This is a genomic window from Sulfodiicoccus acidiphilus (genome assembly GCF_003967175.1).
Classification (GTDB): Archaea; Thermoproteota; Thermoprotei_A; order Sulfolobales; family Sulfolobaceae; genus Sulfodiicoccus; species Sulfodiicoccus acidiphilus.
Map to the genome: position 1 here is coordinate 1,531,535 of NZ_AP018553.1, position 19,944 is coordinate 1,551,478.

Annotated in this window: 17 protein-coding genes and 1 pseudogene; 11 read left to right on the plus strand and 7 right to left on the minus strand. The window is 55.0% G+C overall.

All coding sequences use genetic code 11. The annotated features are described in order from the left end of the window. Positions 1-1,542, plus strand: coding sequence for a type II/IV secretion system ATPase subunit (locus tag HS1genome_RS08165; protein ID WP_126450354.1), 1,542 nt, complete (start codon positions 1-3; stop codon positions 1,540-1,542). 28 nt (positions 1,543-1,570) lie between these two features. Beyond that, positions 1,571-2,950: a type II secretion system F family protein gene (locus tag HS1genome_RS08170; RefSeq protein WP_269470942.1), complete on the plus strand. Its 1,380-nt coding sequence runs from the start codon at positions 1,571-1,573 to the stop codon at positions 2,948-2,950. Positions 2,951-3,974: 1,024 nt separating this feature from the next. Here HS1genome_RS08170 and HS1genome_RS08175 read toward each other — a convergent pair. The 4 genes from HS1genome_RS08175 to HS1genome_RS13070 form a co-directional block, all read right to left on the minus strand. Next, on the minus strand, positions 3,975-4,829 hold the full coding sequence (locus HS1genome_RS08175) for an amidohydrolase family protein (protein WP_126450356.1): 855 nt from the start codon (positions 4,827-4,829) through the stop codon (positions 3,975-3,977). Positions 4,830-4,954: 125 nt separating this feature from the next. Next, positions 4,955-5,353 carry an AMP-binding enzyme gene (locus HS1genome_RS12730; protein ID WP_229768100.1) on the minus strand — a complete coding sequence of 133 codons (399 nt, stop codon included), beginning with the start codon at positions 5,351-5,353 and terminating at the stop codon, positions 4,955-4,957. A gap of 37 nt (positions 5,354-5,390) precedes the next feature. Beyond that, on the minus strand, positions 5,391-5,651 hold the full coding sequence (locus HS1genome_RS12735; RefSeq protein WP_229768099.1) for a hypothetical protein: 261 nt from the start codon (positions 5,649-5,651) through the stop codon (positions 5,391-5,393). Between the two features lie 73 nt (positions 5,652-5,724). Then, positions 5,725-5,847, minus strand: a complete 123-nt coding sequence (locus tag HS1genome_RS13070) for a hypothetical protein (protein ID WP_268243600.1) — start codon at positions 5,845-5,847, stop codon at positions 5,725-5,727. A 426-nt stretch (positions 5,848-6,273) separates the two neighbouring features. Here HS1genome_RS13070 and HS1genome_RS12740 point away from each other — a divergent pair, with 426 nt between their 5' ends. From HS1genome_RS12740 to HS1genome_RS08215, 7 genes and pseudogenes are all read left to right on the plus strand, one after another. Then, positions 6,274-6,444 carry a hypothetical protein gene (locus HS1genome_RS12740; RefSeq protein WP_232018743.1) on the plus strand — a complete coding sequence of 57 codons (171 nt, stop codon included), beginning with the start codon at positions 6,274-6,276 and terminating at the stop codon, positions 6,442-6,444. After that, positions 6,432-7,814, plus strand: a complete 1,383-nt coding sequence (locus HS1genome_RS08185; RefSeq protein WP_232018744.1) for an AMP-binding protein — start codon at positions 6,432-6,434, stop codon at positions 7,812-7,814. The genes HS1genome_RS12740 and HS1genome_RS08185 overlap by 13 nt, the downstream gene beginning before the upstream one ends. Then, positions 7,811-8,962, plus strand: a complete 1,152-nt coding sequence (locus HS1genome_RS08190) for a thiolase family protein (RefSeq protein ID WP_126450357.1) — start codon at positions 7,811-7,813, stop codon at positions 8,960-8,962. Before HS1genome_RS08185 ends, HS1genome_RS08190 begins: the two co-directional genes overlap by 4 nt. Positions 8,963-9,118: 156 nt before the next feature. After that, positions 9,119-10,567 (plus strand): aldehyde dehydrogenase family protein, encoded by a 1,449-nt coding sequence (locus tag HS1genome_RS08195; protein WP_126450358.1) that lies wholly within the window; start codon positions 9,119-9,121, stop codon positions 10,565-10,567. A 45-nt stretch (positions 10,568-10,612) separates the two neighbouring features. Continuing rightward, positions 10,613-11,463, plus strand: a pseudogene (locus tag HS1genome_RS08205) (fumarylacetoacetate hydrolase family protein). Positions 11,464-11,575: 112 nt separating this feature from the next. Further along, the gene (gene glcS, locus HS1genome_RS08210) at positions 11,576-13,168 is read left to right on the plus strand and encodes a glucose ABC transporter substrate-binding protein GlcS (protein WP_126450361.1); all 1,593 of its coding nucleotides are present in this window, start codon (positions 11,576-11,578) and stop codon (positions 13,166-13,168) included. Between the two features lie 60 nt (positions 13,169-13,228). Then, complete coding sequence (locus tag HS1genome_RS08215) at positions 13,229-14,125, plus strand: SDR family oxidoreductase (RefSeq protein WP_126450362.1); 897 nt, start codon at positions 13,229-13,231, stop codon at positions 14,123-14,125. A gap of 4 nt (positions 14,126-14,129) precedes the next feature. On the opposite strand, the gene HS1genome_RS08220 is transcribed toward HS1genome_RS08215, so the two are convergent. Beyond that, entirely contained in the window at positions 14,130-15,389 is a 1,260-nt protein-coding gene (locus tag HS1genome_RS08220) for a mandelate racemase/muconate lactonizing enzyme family protein (RefSeq protein WP_126450363.1), read from the minus strand. A gap of 463 nt (positions 15,390-15,852) precedes the next feature. Here HS1genome_RS08220 and HS1genome_RS08225 point away from each other — a divergent pair, with 463 nt between their 5' ends. After that, positions 15,853-17,646, plus strand: coding sequence for a glycoside hydrolase 5 family protein (locus tag HS1genome_RS08225; protein ID WP_126450364.1), 1,794 nt, complete (start codon positions 15,853-15,855; stop codon positions 17,644-17,646). 46 nt (positions 17,647-17,692) lie between these two features. Then, on the plus strand, positions 17,693-18,658 hold the full coding sequence (locus tag HS1genome_RS08230; protein ID WP_126450365.1) for a Gfo/Idh/MocA family protein: 966 nt from the start codon (positions 17,693-17,695) through the stop codon (positions 18,656-18,658). Here the strand turns inward: HS1genome_RS08230 and HS1genome_RS08235 are convergent. Next, complete coding sequence (locus tag HS1genome_RS08235; RefSeq protein WP_126450366.1) at positions 18,633-19,049, minus strand: type II toxin-antitoxin system VapC family toxin; 417 nt, start codon at positions 19,047-19,049, stop codon at positions 18,633-18,635. The genes HS1genome_RS08230 and HS1genome_RS08235 overlap by 26 nt on opposite strands. Then, positions 19,022-19,258 carry a hypothetical protein gene (locus HS1genome_RS08240; RefSeq protein WP_126450367.1) on the minus strand — a complete coding sequence of 79 codons (237 nt, stop codon included), beginning with the start codon at positions 19,256-19,258 and terminating at the stop codon, positions 19,022-19,024. The genes HS1genome_RS08235 and HS1genome_RS08240 overlap by 28 nt, the downstream gene beginning before the upstream one ends. Between the last annotated feature and the right edge of the window lie 686 nt (positions 19,259-19,944).

Here is a 19,944-nt window from a genome sequence, read left to right on the forward strand (position 1 = left end):
ATGGAGGACTTCCTGTTGAAGTACTTAAGGTCACTGGACGAGGAGCCCAGGGTGATCGAATCACCCGGCGTGTTGAAAGGGGAGAGGCAGTACAACGCGATTTACAAGGTCTCGGACATGGTTTACGTCCACGTCAGGAGCGTAAAGTCGGAGGACGGCTACAATCAATACGTGGTGGTTGAACCTCCGAGGCCCTCCGAGCAGGAGATGGAGGCGGTGGAGGACGCGTTCGCGAGGGTGGCCGGGACCAAGGATCCCCCGGCCAAGGTCGAGGACAAGGAGAAGTTGATGAGGTCGATGTTGGAGGGAGTGTTCAGGAAGGTTAGACTGACTACCCCTAGACAGTACGTCGCCTACCACTTCGTCAGGGACAAGCTATACGCCGGACCTCTGGAGCCCCTCATAAGGGATAGCAACATAGAGGACATCACAATACCTGGTCTAGGGAGGGTCTACATCGTACACAAGGTCCTCGGGCCAATGGTGACTTCCATATCTTTCGAGAAGGAGAGAGTCCTGGACGACCTCATAGTCTCCCTCAGCGAGAAGAGCTACAGGCCAGTGTCTCACAACAGACCCATAATCGACGCGTCCCTCCCCGACGGGTCCAGGGTCAACTTCGTCTACGGCACCGACGTGAGCAGGAGGGGGTCCAACCTCACAATTAGGAAGTTCAGCAAGGTACCATTGAGTATCACTCAACTGATCTCCTCTGGGACGATATCCACACTCATGGCCGCCTACCTCTGGATGATGCTCGATGAGGGGATGAACTTGTTCGTCTGCGGGGAAACGGCCTCAGGGAAGACTACTACACTCAACGCCGTCACAGCCTTCATTCCTCCCAACTTGAAGATAGTCACCATAGAGGACACCCCGGAACTCACCGTCCCACACAGCAACTGGGTGGCTGAAGTGACGAGGGACACGGGAGGGGAGGGCACGATAAAGCTGTTCGACCTGCTCAAGGCCGCCCTCAGACAGAGGCCGAACTACATTCTAGTGGGCGAGATAAGGGACAAGGAGGGGAACGTGGCCTTCCAAGCGATGCAGACGGGGCACTCGGTGATGGCCACCTTCCACTCAGCCAACGTGAGGAGCCTAATTCAGAGGTTGTCTGGTTATCCGATAGAGGTACCTAAGACTTACATCAACAACCTCAACATAGCACTGTTCCAGACCGCTCTGTACGACAAGAGGGGGAATCTGATGAGGAGGGTCATAGAGGTCGATGAGCTCATAGACGTGGATCCCGTGACTAACGACGTCATATACGTCCCAGTGTTCACCTACGACCCCGTGAGGGACCAGATAGAGTTCGCCGGGAGGGGTACCTCCTACCTCATAGAGAGCAAGGTGGCCGTGAAACGTGGAGTCGATAGGAGGAACCTCTACACTCTCTACGACGAGCTCAGGGGAAGGGCAGAGTTCCTGAAGTCCTTGGTCGACAGGAAGGTGTTCAATTACTTCGAGGTGTGGGCCTGGATACTGAGGGCCAGGCAAGTCGGCCTGGAGGAGGCGATTAGGGCTGTTCAGACTTAGGACCCAGACGGAGATAGACGCCAAGTACATCTTCGTCGTTGCCTACATGGTTGCCATGTTCTCCTCAGGCGTCCCTCCGGAGGTGGTGGTCTACATTCTTGCCGACGAGAAGTTCTTCTCCCCCTACAGGGACTACATGAAGAGAATAAGGGTTTTGGTGTCTGGCTACAGGTACAAGTTTCAATCAGCCGCCAACAGGATAAGTAGGTTCGTCACTGTGACGCCATTCAAGGAGTTCCTCGTGAGGTTCGGACAGGCCGTGGCCTTCGGGGACAACATGGAGTCCTACCTATCGAGGGAGGTCGACGTGGCCCTAAGCGAGTACAACGCCAATATGATGAGGAAACTGGAGTCCATGAACAACTTCCTCGCCATATTCGGGACGCTCAACAGTTCCCTGGTGTTCCTAATGGCGGACGTCACGATAATATCCCTCCTCTACAGCGCTGGGGAGACCCTCATAAGGTTGGTGTTCCTGGCAGTGGTCGCCGTGGCCGGGACCATGGGCATTTTCATGTACTCTCTCTACAAGCCGGAGACCTACGTGGTCAGGTCCAGGCTGGACAACTACTTGGCGCTCTTCGTCGTGATGGTCACGGTAAGTGTTTCCTTCCTGGTGGGGAACTTCGAGGTAGTAATGGCCTCAGGAGTCTTGTTAACCACGATGGGGCTCTGGTACAGGGTGAAGGAGAACAGGATAAATTCCGTGGAGAGACACTACGTCCTCTTCGTGAGGTACTTCTCCAGGAACTACAGTGTGATAGGTAACCTCAGGGAGTCCATGTACAGTGTCATGAGAGGGGAACTCGGTTCGCTCAGGCCCTTCGTGGTCAGGGCCATAAGGAGGTTGGAAATGGGGGTTGACAAGGACAAGGTGCTTTCCCTCCTGGGTGACGAGTCCGGGAGCGTATTGATACAGATGATGAACAAGGTGATCACTACCACGGTGACTCTAGGGGGAAAAGTAAAAGAGGTGGGAGAGATGCTCAGCAAGGTCGGGGACTCCATACTGAACGTGCGGTCGAGGAGGGAACAGAACGGGAGGGCATTCGAGAGTACCATGTACGCCCTCCAAGCCGCGAGCGCCGGCGTCTCGGCGGCCCTAATATCCATCACTGGGATCTTGGACAAACTCTTCCAACTTCCCTCCGTCAGCTCCGTTTTCGCGTTCACCCCCATAGACATAGGGGGAGTGGAGAGGTTGCTCCTGACGTTGTTGGTGGCCCTGAGCTACACCAACGGGCTAGGGATATCCGTAGCGTACGGTAGGTCGATGCACGCGAGCCTGTACTTCATGGGGGTGCTCCTCCTCATATCTGGCCTCACCTTCCACATTGCGTTGATCCTCACCGGGAGGATATTTGGAGCGCTCTACTCTCCTGGCGGTATAATAACACCTGGACCGTGAATGTGCACTCTGAGTGTGTTTTCAGCTCGGTGTCCTCGATTTCCAATCCCCTCACAACCTTACTCTGATCTTAAGTACTAAAAGCGGATTTGAGACCGTCCGCGTCTATTTTCAACTTGTCCAATATCAATGGACGAGCGGATTGAGAGGTCACAGAACTGAGACGAGACATGAAGTGACTACGAATAGGAAGGTAAACACCACCTCACTCAAAAAAGGCTGAAAGACTCCGGTGAGGATGGCCACTCATTTGAGTGGTTTTTCAGTATTTTCAATAACGCTGACGAGGCTCCCCCTCAGCTTTACTGAGGGCCTAATGAGAGGAGCAATCAACATCCCTCCCTTAAGGGAGCCGGGGGTGGAGTCCCCTTCTATGGGGGTCCTCTGAGCCGCCCGACTACTTCCCGAGGGATGTAACCCCGAATCCACAGTGGGAGTTATGAACCGCTCTGAAGGAACCCCTCCGGGGGAGTGAGAAGAGGGAAAGTCTCAATTGAGATTCGGAATCTTCTCCCCCCGGTCTGTCGGAAAAACCGAGAGGACTCCTTTTCCATGTCAAAGTTCCGTGTCGAAGTGGAAGAAAGGTGCTGCACAAGTTAAACGCTAAGCCCTCAGCGTTCTCGACAGGTCGACTCTCCATTCCGTGTAAGTCGATAGGGAAGCTCGAAGCCTAAAGGCGACTAAATATCTGGACCATTCAATGGGGATCAGCCTCACCCTTTAGGATCCCACTCCGAGACCCTTTACAGTTATTGTTGCGTCACCTAGTGTTCGACTCATTGGACACCTTCGCTAGAGACTGATCTAAGGATATATTTAAAATATTTATAAATGAATAACGCTTATAAATTCATAAAGAATGAAAGCTGGGAAAGTTGACTATCCGTTGGAGCCCACTGGTGAAAAACGTTCTGGATTAAGGGCGAGCCAGGTACCCTTAATCGTAAATAACATTCGGGGATGGTGGGAGTAGCTGTATAAGGTATACTGAGCTACTCAGTATACCTTTACAAGGGCCCTACGCTCATCTCTCGATCTTGTGGTAAATCTGACGAGGGTTTGTGCTGGCCATCAACACCTTTGACTCTTCGCTCACACTCACCTGCAAGAACTCCTCTAAGTTCGAGGAGAGTCCCTTCACTCCGAGGTCCCCAACGTCGCTGCCGTAAAGCATCTTGTCCCTCACCTCCTCGAGACGGGGAAGGTAGTTCAACAACCTCTTGGGAGGTATGCTGGAGACGTCTCCCCATAGGTTCTTCCTGATCCTCACGAGCTGAAAGGCTGAACCAACCCAGTTGGGTCTCCCCATGTGGGCCAAGATCACCTTCAAACGAGGGAAGTCCACGACGACGTCGTCCACAAAGACGGGATCGCCATACTTGTTCCTACTCGGCAGAAAGGATGACGTCCCCGTGTGGATCATCACGGGGAGGGAGTGGTCCTCAGCGAACTGGTAAAGCACCTCCAACTGTTTGACTCCCCTCTCCTCCGGCCTGTAGTCGTTCGGTTTGATCCACATGTGCGGCGGGTGGAGTTTGAACCCCGAGACCCCCGCTTCGTACTGGGCCCCCAGCCACTTCAGGGTCTCCTCAGTGGTTAGGGAAGTCACCTCTACCCCTCCGACTACAGAGAACCTGTCTGGAACGTCCCTCAGAGCCCTCAACGTCCTTATCGGGAAATCCTCCTTGGCCCCCCAGAGTTTCCTCATGGGATAGGCAACGATTACCACGTACTCCAGGTTAGCGTCGTCCATCTCGCGCAGCACTTGTTCCCTGTAGAAGATAGGTATCCGATGTCCCACGGAAGAAGATCTCTCGAGCATATCTGGAGTCACAACTTCGTTGAACCATAGGTGGGTGTGAGCGTCAACGAATCCCATAGAGTGGCTGATCGATCCACCCCAATAAAACGTTCTTCCCTCGGTATTCCTGTGGAACGCAATCTCTCCTTTGATCCCCTTTGGGCAACTCAAACTCGAGTTCTCGAGGCCTCAACGGGACAGACCTAGGTATCCTTCTTGTTCCCGCTGTTTCCCTCGGAGAACAGGATCCTAATGACCTCTTTCTTGTCCAAATTCCCGGTGCTTGTCCTCGGTATAGACTCTACGAAGATGACTCTGTCTGGCAGCCACTCCTCTGGGAACCTGTTTAGAGACTTTAGGTAGTTCCTGACGTCCTCCTCCCTCAATTTCCCCCTGAACTCGCCCTTGGGTACTACCAGGGCTTTAAACCCCAGCAATATGTCCCCTTCGAACATCACACCCACAATCACAGCGTCCAGCACCGATTCTAACTGCATTATGGCGTTCGCCACGTGCACAGTGGAGAACCCTCCTATCTCTACACCCTCTATGATCCCTATTTTCTCTATGATCCCTATTGGATCCTTTCGATCGGTGGTCATCGCGTACCTCTCTCTCCTTGCCTTAATAAACCCTACTTTATATCGTCTCAGGCTGTGAGTCTACGGTCGAGTTGTAATCAGAGTCCAACGGGAAGAACTCGACGTCTAGTAGCTCCCTAGACGGGAGAGACACTGTCTCCCACAGGTCCAACTCGTAGAACACCAACACGTCCGCGGCTAGCTCGATCACGTAGGCCGCATCGGAAGGGTGAAACCTCGCGTTTCCGGTGTGGAGCACTTTCCCCAAGAGGGTCACGGCAAGGTAGAGCTCGAGGTGTCTCCTCGTGTTCCACATCATCTAACCTACCACCTCTCCTCCCGACGTGGACAGTAGCGTTGGCGAGCTTCCTCACTCTCCTCGCTAGCTGGGCTTAGGTTCGCCTCTCTATGTTACCTTCGTTCCTCGAGACAGGCTCCCTGTCCCAATAGAGTTTCTCCGCCCTCCAGAGGATGTGCTTCAGGTTCGGGTTGAAGCTCATTATGGTGGAGTCCATGGTGTGAGGTAGTGGTTTACCTCAACGAGGGTTGGGGGGGAGAAAGCCTCGTCTATGAGGCGAGAACGGATACCCCTCGCACTCAAATCTCCTTATTCCTTAGTGTCTTTCAGCGATTCTAAAGACGCTCCTCTCCCAGCTCTATTGGGGGCCTAGTGGAAACGAGGGAGGAGCATCTCCTTCAATGGACTAGAAGTCGTGGACGAAGTTCCCAGTTCAAACGGGTAATCCCCTGATTCACCCGAATGCCCACAAAACGGGGTATGTAGACCAGACGGTGGGAACGACGAGCACCCTGGAGGGGGAACCCTCCCAGGGCGGGGAGGAGGTCAGGATCTTCCAAGGCGAGTTTTCCCTAACCACGTGTGGAAGGGCGCTTTAAACGTAATCTGACAAACTTTTATCTCCGGCTAACCACCGTCACCCATGAGGACTCAGGTGGAGGTCCTCCAGGAGACGACGAGGAGGGCCCCAGACTCGGTGGCGCTCACTTACTTCGGAAAGGAGATGTCCTACTCGCAGTTGGACCGCATTTCCAACGGTGTGGCAGCTCAGCTCTCTCCTTACGTTGAGAGGGGGATAGGGTGGCCGTCATAACCCAGAACGTTCCGCAGTTCGTCGTGCTTGAGTACGCCGTGTGGAAGCTGGGAGGGGTCCTAGTTCCTCTCAATCCAATGTACACTCCCAGGGAACTGGAGTATTACTTCAGGGATTCCGACGCGAAGGTAGTTGTGGCAACCTGTGAGTCCCTATCTAAAGCGAGGGAGGCCGCCAAGGGTAGGGTGGTAGTCCAGACCTCACCTGACACCTTCCACCCGCTCCCAGACCAGGTTAGGGAGAAGTGGAAGGTGGAGAGCTGCGAGGAGGGACTCTACCTCAAGGGCAGGAGCACCTTCCACGTGGAGGTCCAGGACCCAGAGGACGTTGCCTTGTTGGTGTACACGTCGGGGACGACGGGGGACCCCAAGGGGGCGGTGATAAAGCACAAGAACCTCTACGCAAGTTCCTGGATATATAGGGAGTGGTTCAAGTTCACTCCTCAGGACAAAGTCCTCGGTGCAGCTCCCCTCTTCCACGTTACTGGACTGGTGTTTCACGTAGCTACGTCGGTACTCTCAGGTGCGTCGTTGAGGCTTTTCTACAGGTTCGATCCAGACTTGGCGCTCTCTACGGTTGAGGAGGAGAAGACGACGGCGACCATGGCGGCGGCTACGGCCTTCATAGCTATGGTCCCCAAGCTAAGGGGGAGGGATCTGAAGTCGATGAGGCTCTGGTCTTCCGGTGGAATGGCAGTACCTCTCTCGCTAGAGAAGCAATGGAGAGAGGGGACTGGGAGCTGGATATACGTGGCCTGGGGACTCACCGAGACCACGTCTCCCGCGACTCTCTGGCCCTACCCCTACGAGGGAGACGTTCCCCTCGACCCCAAGACTAACGTCGTGAGCTCCGGAATTCCCGTCTACTACACGTGGGTTAAGCTGGTAGATTCGGAGCTGGTGGACGGTGAGGAGGTAGGGGAGATAGCAGTGAAGGGTCCTCAGGTGGTTGACGGTTACTGGAACAAGCCTGAGGCCAACGCCAAGACCTTCAGGGACGGTTGGCTCCTCACGGGGGACGTGGCCAAGCTAATCAACGGCTGGGTCTACATAATAGACAGGAAGAAGGATCTCATAAACGCCTCTGGCTTCAAGGTGTACCCCAGGGAAGTGGAGGAGGTGATCTACCTTCATCCCGCTGTTGAGGAGGTTGCAGTGGTAGGGGTACCTGACCCTTACAGGGGGGAGACAGTCAAAGCGTTCGTGAAGTTGAAGGATGGATACTCAGGGAACGAGTCCCTCAAGAGGGAGCTCGAGTTGTTCTGCAGGGAGAGGTTGGCGGCTTACAAGGTGCCTCGAGAGGTGGAGTTCGTAGATGAGGTGCCTAAGACCGCAAGCGGTAAGATTCTAAGGAGGGCGTTCAGGGCTTGAGTGTCGTCGGCTTCGCCGGGTCCGTACATAAGAAGTACGAGGGCTCGGCCTTCGATTTGGCCAACGAGGTCGTGGATAAAGCGTTGGACTCGGCAGGAATGGAGAGGAAGGACGTGGACGGGCTAGTGAGTACATTCCTTCCTGGGGTGTGGGACGGTGCAACCTACAGGCACTTCTTCACGAACCAACTTAGGCAGGCCCTCAACATCAAGGCCAAGTACGTAGACGTCCTAGACTTCGGAGGGGCCTCGGCCATGGCCTCTATCTACAGGGCCCACAAGGCGGTGAAGGGAGGAGAGGCCGACGTAGTCCTCTGTCTCGTAGGAGGTAAGGGATCCGAGGTGAGGAGCAGGGGGGTGACGGTGGATTCGATAGACAGGGTGGAGGGAGGAGTTGCCCTCACTCCCTTCGATTGGCTGCTCAGGACCAACGTCGACCTCAACCCAGTGACGGACTACGCTCTAGTGGCTGCTAGGCACTCGAAACTGTTCGGAACTACTGACCAACAGAGGGCCTTGATCGCGGTCTACCAGAGATTCAACGCCGGAGCTAACCCAACCGCGCTATACAGGGATCCCCTCACGGTGGAGGGAGTACTCAGCTCACCCACCGTCTCCTGGCCCCTGCACTTACTGGAGGTGGTGTATCCTGTCGACGGGTTTCACGCCTTCCTAGTCTCCAGGAGGTCCTCCAAGATGAGGTCTGTGGAGATCAAGGGCTACGGCGAGGCTCATTGGCACGAACTCCCTCCAGAAATGCCAGACATAGTCACCACTCCAGCCGCGGAGTCGTCGAGGCAGGTGAGGGAGTTCCTCCACAAGGTAGACGCCCTAGAACTCTACGACTCCTTCACGGTGACTGTGATGTTGCAATTGGAGGACATAGGTGTAGTGGAGAAGGGGAAGGTGGGGTCTTTCTTAGAGAGGACCGACCTAACCTACAAGGGGACCCTCCCAACCAACACGGGAGGGGGTAGCCTCAACGTGGGTCAGCCGGCCTACATGAGTGGCGGCGTGGTGTTGGAGGAGGCCCTCCTTCAGCTCAACGACATGGCTGGCCACAGGAACGTAGGGGCCAGGAACGTGCTCACCAACGGTATAGGGGGGTGGAGCAGGTCCCACTCTGTCACTTTAGTGTTGGGAACCTGAGTGCAGCCGGCGCACAAGGACATCATCACCATCTGGGACGTGATCAATTTGAGAACTTCTAGTGTGCAGTTCTTGGAGACGACTTACCTGTGAGGGTCAGAATAAAAACGGTGTAAGCTGCTAAATATAAATTTCAGTTTCTCCACATTCTTCACTATGACTAAAACAGGCGTCTTCATTGGGAAGTACATCGTGCCGGAAGATAGGGAGTACTACCAAATCAGAAACCCCGCCGACACCTCTGAGTTGGTGGCGGAGTTCCCCTTGATGAAGAGGGAGGACGTTGGGGCGGCGGTAGAGGCGGCCAGGAAGGGATTCGAGACTTGGTCCAACATGCTCCCAGTGCAGAGGGCTAACGTCCTCTACAGGGCGGCCGAAATAGTGCAGTCGAGGTTCGACAAAATGGCAGAGCTCCTCACCAGGGAGGAGGGTAAGACAGTCCAAGACAGTGCCTTCGAGGTAACGAGGACGGTAAACCTCCTCAGGTTCTACGCCGGGCTCATCACCACTAAAGAGGGAAAGGTCATACCATCACAGGACCAGAGGACAACCATTCTGACGTATAGGGAACCCCTTGGGGTGATAGGGGTAATAACGCCCTGGAACTTCCCCCTCTCCTTACCTGCGTGGAAGATAGTTCCGGCTATCGCCACAGGAAACGCGGTGGTGTGGAAGCCCGCCTCCATAACCCCCGTGGTTGCCACCGAGCTAGTGAGGGCTCTCTACGAGGCGGGACTCCCAGAGGGGGTCGTGAACACTGTCGTCGGTCCAGGGAGCACTGTGGGAGACGAGATGACTAGCCTCAATCAATTCGACGCCATCACCTTCACAGGCTCGCTTCAGGTCGGCAGGGAAGTGGCGAAGAAGGTGGGAGGCAGGTTCACTAGGCTACAGCTGGAACTGGGAGGCAAGAACGCCACCGTCCTATCCAAGAAGGGAAAACAGGACCTAGCCGTGGAACAGGTAGTAAGGGCGGCTTTCGGTCTCACTGGACAGGCCTGCACAGCTACGTCGAGGTTCTTAGTCCCGGAGGACCTACATGACTCCGTGCTCTCGAAGCTTGTTGAGAGGACGAGGAGGCTCGTTGTAGGGAACGGTCTGAAGAAGGGCGTAGACGTGGGGCCGTTGGCCAGCAGGGAACAGTACGAGAAGGTCCTCTCCTACATCGATGTAGGGAAGTCTGAGGGGGCTAAGTTAGTACTCGGAGGGGAGCCCTTAAAGGGAGCTGAACACGAGCGTGGGTACTTCGTCCAGCCCACAATATTTGACGGTGTAACAAGTGACATGAGGATCGCTAGGGAGGAGATATTCGGACCCGTACTTTCCGTGATGAGTTACAGGAACATGGACGAAGCCTTAGACATAGTCAACGGGACCGAGTACGGGCTAGTCGCGGAGATCGTCACAGACGACCTATCCGAGGCAGCGGACTTCTCTCGGGCCGCCAAAGTTGGTGTAGTAAAGATCAACAAGCCCACCACGGGACTGGAGCCGTGGGTACCTTACGGGGGAGTCAAGGGCTCCGGGAACGACGTTTACAAGGAGATGGGAGAGGAAGCCTTGGACTTCTTCACGAGGTACAAGGCGGTGTACTTGGGCTATTAACAGGTGAGGGCCCACCTTTTTTAGCTCCCTCTCCGCCCGTTATTCATGAAGTTCTTCAGGGCAGTCAAGGGCGGAGAAGTTAGTACGTTTTTGCTGGACGGGACTCAAGTTTACTTCTTGAAAGGCGACGTAGTTCGAGCCCTCCTCGACGGTCCCTCCCGTGGGGAGGAAGCCGCGATCGACGTTAACTCCCTCCTCGCGAGAGGAGAATGGGGGGCTGGAAGATAACCAAGCCCCTAGATCCACCTGAGGTGTGGGGGGCTGGAATATCCTACGAGGCAGCTCGTGGGAGGTACACAGAGGACGTCAAGGACAAGGGGATGACAATATACGATATGGTATACAACGCTGAGAGGCCAGAAATATTCTTCAAGGCGACTGCGAACAGGTGCGTAGGGCACATGGAACCTATTAGGGTTAGGTCCGACTCCAGCTGGACCCTCCCGGAGCCGGAACTAGGCGTAGTGTTGTCGTCTTCGGGGAGGCCCTTGGCCTTCACCGTGGTTGACGACGTCTCTGCCAGGGACATAGAGTCAGAGAATCCACTTTACCTCCCACAGTCCAAGATATATGCAGGTAGTTGCGCGGTGGGGCCCTTCTTGGTGACGCCGGACGAGGTGGGAGATCCGTATTCACTGGAGGTGAATCTGAGGATCCTCAGGGGAGGAAAAGAGGTGTTCTCTGGGAGGACCAACACCTCCAGGATGAGGCGGAGGATAGACGAACAGGTGAAGTACCTAACTAGGGACAATCCTGTTCCAGACGGCACACTGCTCTCTACCGGTACCGGTATAGTCCCAGGAAGGGACGTAGATCTCAGGGAAGGGGACGTAGTAGAGATCACGATAGATAAGTTGGGGACTCAGGTGACTCCGGTGGTGAAGGGAAAGGGCTAGATTTACTTTTCACGACGTTAAGTAAAAAACAAGATATTAAATTGGCTCTCCCTACAAAGTGTGGATAATATTTAAATACTGGTTTCAGGAGCTCACTTAATTTAGTGAGAATGTGGCTAAAAGAAAGGCTTTATCGAGGACCGCCACGTGGGCCATAGTGGCGGTGATAGTGATAGTGGTGATAGTGGGGGGTGTGTTCGGCTACCTTGCCACGAGGCCCCACGTCACCACTCCCACGACCACTCCCACAACTCCTCCACCAACACCGACCAACACCTCTTCTCAAGTGGTGTTCTACACCTGGTGGGCCACCACTGGAAAAGTCGCACTTGAGCACCTGATACCAGCCTTCGAGAGCGTCTATCCCAACTACAAGGTCGTTCCGAGCCTAGTGCCTGGAGCGGGGGGAACTAACGCCAAGTTCGCTATCCTCGCACTGATCGAGGCCGGGAAGCCACCGGCGACCTTCCAGACCCACATGGGTCCGGAGATGATATCCTACGTGGAGGCCGCCCCACAGGGGATTAAGGACTTCGTCAACATAACTCCAATAGCTGAACAAATGGGCCTGATACAGCACGCCGTCCCAGCGGTCCTAGAGGCTGGCTCCTTCAACGGCACCCTACTCTCCATGCCAGTTAACGTGCACAGGGGCTCCCTCCTCTACGTCAACTGGCCACTCCTCAAGAAGTACGGCCTCCCCTTCCCCTACAACTTCTCCACCCTGGTCTACGACACGGAACAGCTCCAGGCCCACGGCGTCAGCGCCTGGGAGATACCTGGGGCCGACGGAGGGTGGGACCAGCTCAACGTCTGGGAGGACATATTCCTCTCCCTGGCTGGCCCTAGGCTCTACAACGAGATAACCTACGGCGTCCTTCCCATGAATTCCACGGTGATGCACATCATAAACGAGACCGACCAGTACTTCCTCATGTTCGCCAACACCGACTACCCAGGCTGGCAGTCCATAACCTGGACCCAGGGACTCACCAACCTGGCCCAGGGGAAGGTGGCCTTCCAGGCCAACGGGAACTGGCTCACCAACTACGCCTACGACTTCCTCAACGTCACGGTGGTTCCGGCAACACCGCAGTACCTCAGCATGCCTAACACCACCATAGTGGAGACTCCCTTCCCCGGGACGCAGAACTATTACGCCATAGTTATAGACTCCGTTGGAATACCCGTAGGTCCTTCGGAGCAGGCCGGAATAGCGCTAGCCAAGTACTGGGCCTCTTGGCAGGGACAGCAGATATGGACCAAGTGGAAGGCTGTCACCTTCTACGACAACGTCACCACGGACTACTTCAACACCCCAGCACAATGGTACGACTACCAGGCCCTCCTCCACACCCCCGCCCAGGACTTCGTCTATCAGCTCTCGGACGGAGGTACCTTCGACGACGTCTTCGGCCAACTGACGTCGGGCATGTTGACCTACCAGGAGGTTGGAGCTGTGGGAACTTCCGCCTGGCTCAGCACCTTGAACTCCTCCATCCACGAGGAGTACCAGGAGTGGCAAGCGGCGGCCAAGCTGGGCCTAGGGTTCCTGGGGTTCCCAGGGCACCCCTTCGCTGACTACTACCCGCCCTGGGTAAACGCAAGCGACTCCAGCAGCTCCAGCACCACGTGGGGAGGAGGTTACCTGATCCTAGCTGCCGGAAGCCTAGTGCTTGGGGCGGTTGAAGTACTTAGAAAGTGAGAGCGATAAATCTCTGGAGTTAAGGGAAAGCGTTTTTTCCTGGACTTCATCCATCATCCCATGTTAAGAAAAGGGAAAGTATGTGTCGTCACAGGTGGAGCGGCAGGAATAGGAGCGGCGATCTCCTACAGGCTTGGTCAAGAGGGATGCCACATAGTCTTAGTCGACGTCAACCAGGAATGGGGGAAGTGGAGGGAGATGTGGTTGAAAGAGAGGGGTGTGGACTGTTCGTTCGTCCAGGCCGACGTCTCCTCCGAGGAGCAGGTGAGGAGGGCCGTGTCAGAGGTGGAGGGAACTAAAGGAAGGATAGACGTCCTAGTTAACAACGCAGGGGTGGGTACACACGGGAAGTCCATAGAGGAGCAGACACTTCAGGACTGGAGGAGGGTGATCGATACCAACTTGACAGGTACGTGGCTAATGACTAAGTACTCCATCCCCCTCCTGAAGGGAGGCGTCATCGTTAACGTGGCCTCCACTAGGGCGTTTCAATCGGAGCCAGACACGGAACCCTACTCGGCCTCCAAGGGAGGGATAGTTGCACTAACCCACTCCCTAGCAGTAAGCCTCTCTAGGTACGGTATAAGAGTTGTCTCCGTGTCCCCAGGGTGGATAGACACGTCCAGCTGGAGGGTCCCTCCAGTGGAGTCTCTACTCACCTCTCTAGATCACGGTCAGCACCTGACCGGGAGGGTGGGGAGGCCGGAGGACGTGGCGGCGCTAGTTTCCTTCCTCACCTCAGAAGACGCCTCATGGATCTCCGGGGTCAACTTCACGATCGACGGTGGAATGACCGTCAAGATGATCTACCTCGACGAGGGCACGATAGGGTCGGCCACCGCTAAACTCACCAACGACCCAGAGCTCGGAAGTACTTTGGCCTCCGTTCTCTCTAGGGCTGCCAAGGATCAAGGGGTGAGGGAAAAGTTGCTGAATCTCCTCAGGCAGTTCACGTGAGGGTTCACAGCTCCCAGTCAGGCCAGTACTTCCTCATAGTCTGCTCGTCCAAGTCCACCCCGAGTCCAGGCTCGTCGTATAACTTCAGGTATCCGTCTTGGAACCAACTTCTCTTAGGTTTAACGATCTCTCCCCAGAACGGGACGTCGTGTCCGTGGAACTCTATGAAGCCCAACGTGTTGGAAACTGACGCGGTGTGGGCGTGGGCCATAGTGGCTATGGGAGAGGCGATGTTGTGTGGGGAGTACTCCACGTCGTACATGGCAGCCAACTCAGCTATCCTCCTCCCTTCACTTATCCCCCCTGCCTTAGCTATGTCAGGTGCCCACACCCTCACTCCGGTGTTCAAGAGGTCCTTGAACTGGTACACTGTGTAGAGGTTCTCTCCGGTCTCTATCGGCGTAGAGCATAGGGATGTAAGGATCCTCAACTCCTCTAAGTTACTTACCGACATCACCGCCGGAGTCGGGTCCTCTATCCACCTGAGCCTGTAGGGTTCTAGGGCCCTGCAAACCCTGGCTGCCGAGTTCAGGTTGTACCTCCAGTGCAGGTCCACCATGATCTCCACTTCGTCTCCCACCGCGTCTCTAACTGCCCTCACTATGGAGCCCATGTAATCTACGTCCTTTAGGGAGAGGTCTCCCGACCTTATTTTCCTAGGGTCGGTGTGAGGCGTGGGGACGTCCAAGTCGAACTTCATGGCCCTGAAGCCCTCGTTCTTCATCCTCCTGGCCCTCTCGGCGTAAGACTCTGGGGAGTAATCCTGGTTCCAGGACTCCACTGACATCCGGCCGTGTATGGGGTTGGTTCGTGACGCGAGTCTCTCCCTCTCCACCTCAGCTTCCTTCACCCACGGGAGATCCACCGGGAGCTGAACGGCGTTCATCGCCTCCAATCCCTTCCCCCCGTGGGCATCGACGTAGAAGGGAATCTCCTCCCTGTCCCCGCCCAGGAGCCTGTACACAGGGACGTTGAGGAACTTCCCCACCAGGTCGTGCAATGCGATGTCTACGCCGGAGACGGCGTGATAGAAGGTGGTGCCCGAATAAAGGCCTGCGTAACGGAGCTTCTGACCTATCCTGTTGAACTTGAGGGCGTCCTCTCCAATTAAAAGGGGTCTTAGTTCCCGCACTATCTCTGCAACTCCCGGCGCCGGTCCTGCCTCGCCAGTGCCGTAGAGCTCTCCAGCGTATACCCTGACGAAGGTCCACTGGAAGTTAGCTTGGGTGGTGTAGGCCTTGACGTCCGTTATCTTCAATTCCATAAGGTGGTGGAGGGGAGGACTAAGAAAAACGTTGAGGTTAACTTGAATACGGCCCGTGAGGGAAATTCTCCCGCTCCACCATTCTCGCCAACTCTCGACAATTCATAGAGACAGCCTCTTATCTGCACTCTTTTCAGTCAGGATTCTTTCTAAACGTTTTTCAGAGCGTCTACCAAAAAACCGACGAATTATGCATAAAATTTATTCTTCTCCCCTAGGGTGATGAAAGATAATCTCCAGCTATCGTTCCAGTATTAAAAAGTTTTCTGTGAACGTTCTACTTGAAATATATATATACATGTAAGTTCACTTTACAGAGAGCAGGTAGAAGCCGACAACTTTTGTTCGATCCAGTACGGTAAAATAGTTGCAATCGAATTGTATCTAAACTTAATGAAAGTACATGTATATACCGCGGTTAACCACATTGTCTGTTTATATGTTGGAAGTCCCCACACTTCTCGTGGACTACATCTGGAGGAAGTTCCTCGTGGGGGTGAACTATTGGCCCTCTCAGGGGAACGTCAAAGCGTGGAGAGATTTCAAGATAGACGTCGTCAGGAAGGACTTCGACGCCGCTAAGAAGCTGGGGATAGACGCTGCCAGGGTATTCGTAATGGCACAGGACTGTTCGACGCCCGAGGGATCCCTTTTGGAGGAGTGTGGCTCAGGGCTTAAAGAAATGGCGTCGGAAGCACATACAAGGGGGATCTTGCTCTTCCCCACCTTGCTTGTGGGCCACATGAGCGGGAAGAACTGGCCCATTCCTTGGGAAGGGGAAGGTCTGTACTCACCGGAGGGAGTCGAGTCCGGGAGGAGGTTCGTTGCCCAATTGGTCCTGACACTCAGGGACTCTCCGGCTGTCGCGGGGTGGGTATTGACCAACGAGGTCACACTCTACAGAAGGCCCTCCTCCGTGGGGCAGTTCAGGGTCTGGCTCCTCTCCTTGGCGTCGACAGTCAGGTCTCTGGATCCGCACCGTCCAGTGTCTGTTGGAGATTCCATCTCACTGTTCAGTCCACCTTACCTCAGGCCAGAGAACGTGAGAGACCTGGTGGACTACGCCTCTCCCCATCTATACATGTACGATCACGACGAGTCTAGGCATACCATGTATTACTTCTCGGCGCTGGAGTACGACAGGGCAACCGCTGGCAAGGTCCTCCTAGAGGAGTTCGGCCTTCCCACCTCCACCTACGGAGAGGAGTCTCACGCTGGTTTCGTGGAGGTGGTCTTGCATGGTGCACTGCTTTACGGGGCAGAGGGTGCCCTCTACTGGTGCCTGTCCGACTTCGACGCCCCGGGAGACGAGCCCTACCTCTGGGAGCCCCACGAACTCAAGTTCGGTCTATTGAGGGCCGACCTCTCATCGAAGAAAGCCGCCGAGGTGGTGAGGAAGTTCTCTGAAAAGTTGAAGGAAGTGGACCTCTCCGGTTTCACCTTTCCTAGGAAGGACTCAGCTATCCTAGTTCCAAATTGGGCATGGAGGGACTACCAGTTCCTCCCTGAGACGGGGTGGAGGGACGAGCTCTCCAGAGTCTTGGCTCAGTCCTTCTCTTTAGCTAGGGCGGCGTCATTGCAAGTGACTTTCGCCGCAGAGGAGGGAGACTGGCCTTTCAAGTTACTTCTCGTCCCCTCGACACCGAGGCTCCTCTCCACGACCTGGAGGAAGCTTCTAGGGTTCGTGGAGCAGGGAGGAACGCTCTACTACTCCACCGTGAGACTCACGAGCCACTCCTCAGCCTCCGACTTCTGGGAGGAACTATTCGGCGTGAGGCCTTCCCTGGTGGCGGGTTCCCCTGGAGTGAGGCTGCAGGACCCCGTCCTCAGGATGAGTGAGGAGTTCGCGTTCACTGGTACAGCCCTGACTTACTCCTTCACGCCAGTAGATGCGGAGGTGTTGAGTGTGGATGGATCTGGGAGACCCGTTCTCTTCTCGGCTACGAGAGGTAAGGGAAGGGCGATCCTCCTCACAATCCCGGCAGAGCTCTTACTATCGAGGTCCCAGGGCTGGGAATTCAGTTCCTTCTACTCCTGGCTGGGGGATCTGTCCCAGGCATCTAGGACCCCGTCCTCGGGTGACCCACGAATCGAGGTTCAATACCTGCAGGGTAGGAACGAGCTACTGCTTGGCGTCATAAACCACTCCTCCGAGGAGAAGGAGGTCAAACTCAACGTTGGTAGGAGGATGGCGCTCGATCAAGTCCCTGGAAAGCTGAAAGGTAAATCCGCCACCCTCACGTTGCTCTCCACGTGATAGGTCACACGGGAAAGGTTTTTAGCTACGACCCTATTGAACCCCCGTGAAAGTACTAGTTTTAGGTTGTAGAGGGTGGGGAGAGGTCCACCTCAGGGCCCTGAGCAAATTGGGAGTGGAGCTCTCAGTATACGCTAGAACTAGCGAGGCGGTAGAGGAGTGCGCGTCCAAGTTCGAGGTGTCGTCGACGTTCACCGACATCAACCAAGCCCTTCATTCCGACGCCGACGTGGTAGACGTGGTACTTCCCCACGACCTCCACGCTCCAGTGAGCGTGAAAGCGATGAAATTGGGAAAGGACGTCACAGTGGAGAAACCGATCGCCGCCTCCCTACGCGAGGCCCAAGAGATGACGTCCACCTCGAGGAGTTCTGGCAGGAAACTCATGGTCACTGAACAGTTCCACTTCGATCCATCAGTGAAAAGGACCAAAGAGATCGTGGAATCGGGCAAGATAGGGAAGGTGCACACCGTGATCGTAAGGTCGCAGCTCCGGTGGTCTGGCTCGGGGTGGAGGAGGGAGGCCTCCCACATGGGTGGGGGAGCCCTAATAGACGGGGGAGTGCACTTCGCTGACACCCTCCTCCAATTGGGAGGAGAGTATGAGGACGTCGCAGGCTACACGTACAAGGGAGCTGGGTTGATTGAGGGGGAAGACACGGGAATGGCCGTCTTCAAGTTCAAGGGCGGAGCCCACGGTTTCTTCTTCTACACCTGGGCCTACCCAAACCCACCTCCCGTCCCTAGGTTCGAAGTAGTGGGGAGCGACGGGAGCGTGGTGGACGACGTGTGGAACAGACCGAAGGGCAGGATGGCACCTTACGGTCCCCTACTCGTAAATGGAGTTAGGGAAGACGTAGAGGACCAAGACTTATACACGTCCATGTTCAGTCAATTCTTCAAGGCTGTTGAAGAAGGGACTGACGTTCCCTTCCCTCCCGAACTAGCAGTAGCCGACCTGAAGGCGATCTTGGATGTGTACGACGCTAGCGAAAAGAGGAGACGTGTTTGACTTCCCTGAACTTCTTGCTCCATGTCTCGTAGAATAGGTCGTCAGCGGTGATCAAGTTGACTCCCCTCTTCAAAGCGAGGGCGAGGTAGGACGCCTCAGCGAGGTCGAGCTCACTGTCGTAAGCGAGTCCGGCCGCCTCCTCACCGAAGTAGTCTAAGGGGTATAACCTGAAGCCGTACAGGTACAGGCTCCTGACGATCTCCTGGAGGCCTTCCTTACTTAAATTGTTCGCCCTCCTCACGGCGTTTATTACCTCGAAAGGCATGAAGCACGGTGCGGATATGCTGACCTTCCCTGTGACGTACAACTCCCTCAACTTGAGGGACTCTTCGGAGTACCTCTCCATCACGTACCACTTGGATATTACTGAGGAATCAGCAACGACCTCCATCTCCTGATCTCCTCGGTACTATCGTAGCGTCCCTCTGGTTTGATCCTGTTCTTTTCATTGAGAAGGAGGGCTGTCGCTATGTCCCTCCCGTTGGCCCTCTCGATTTCCTCAATAATGGCCCTCCTCATTACTTCGCTCCAGTTTATCTGGGGGAGGGCCTCCATTCTCTTCTTGAGGTCTCCGTCCACCCTCACAGTTATTATGGGCATGTTGTATAGCTGTGTATTTCACATATATATCGTTTGTCCCTTACAGAAAATACTGTAAGTGGTGGGTGAAGAAGTTGAGGAAACACCCTGAGATTCCTCACTTGACCCACTTTCCTTCCGCTTTCAGGATAGCTTTCGATCTCTAATGATATAGACGGGAACTTTGGGAGGGGATTCCCTCAACTAGACTTTAGTAGATTAAGGATGAAAAGAGGGCCGAGTTTTCACTCAACGGTTGACGGCGGCTTGGAGACTGTGAAGAACGAAAGTTTAATTTCAATCCCCACTTCGTTCGACTCCGTCGTTGTTCCCTAGTTAGGGCTCCCTGCTAGATCAAGACTTAGTGGATTCAGCTAGCACATTATGAAGTATTCGAAAACCGTTTTACTTTCTCGTCAGATTCTCAGCCTAACAGGTCCAATGTTGGATGTCGTCCTCCTCACCTTGATTCCAGTCCAATTAGCTTCTGCCGAGTAGAAGAGATTAGGCGATGTCAGGACCACCCCACCTACCTTGTCGAGGAAGGTTATCTAAACTCTCTCAGACGATTTGTGCTCCTAGACTTTTCGCGTTGAGAGTTATACCTTCGGAGAGATGGAAAATTCCAGCGCTGAATACAACTTCACAGGGGTGTCCTCCGTACCGTTCGCGGATACCCGCGACTCTTAACTTCAGCCCCTTGAGGG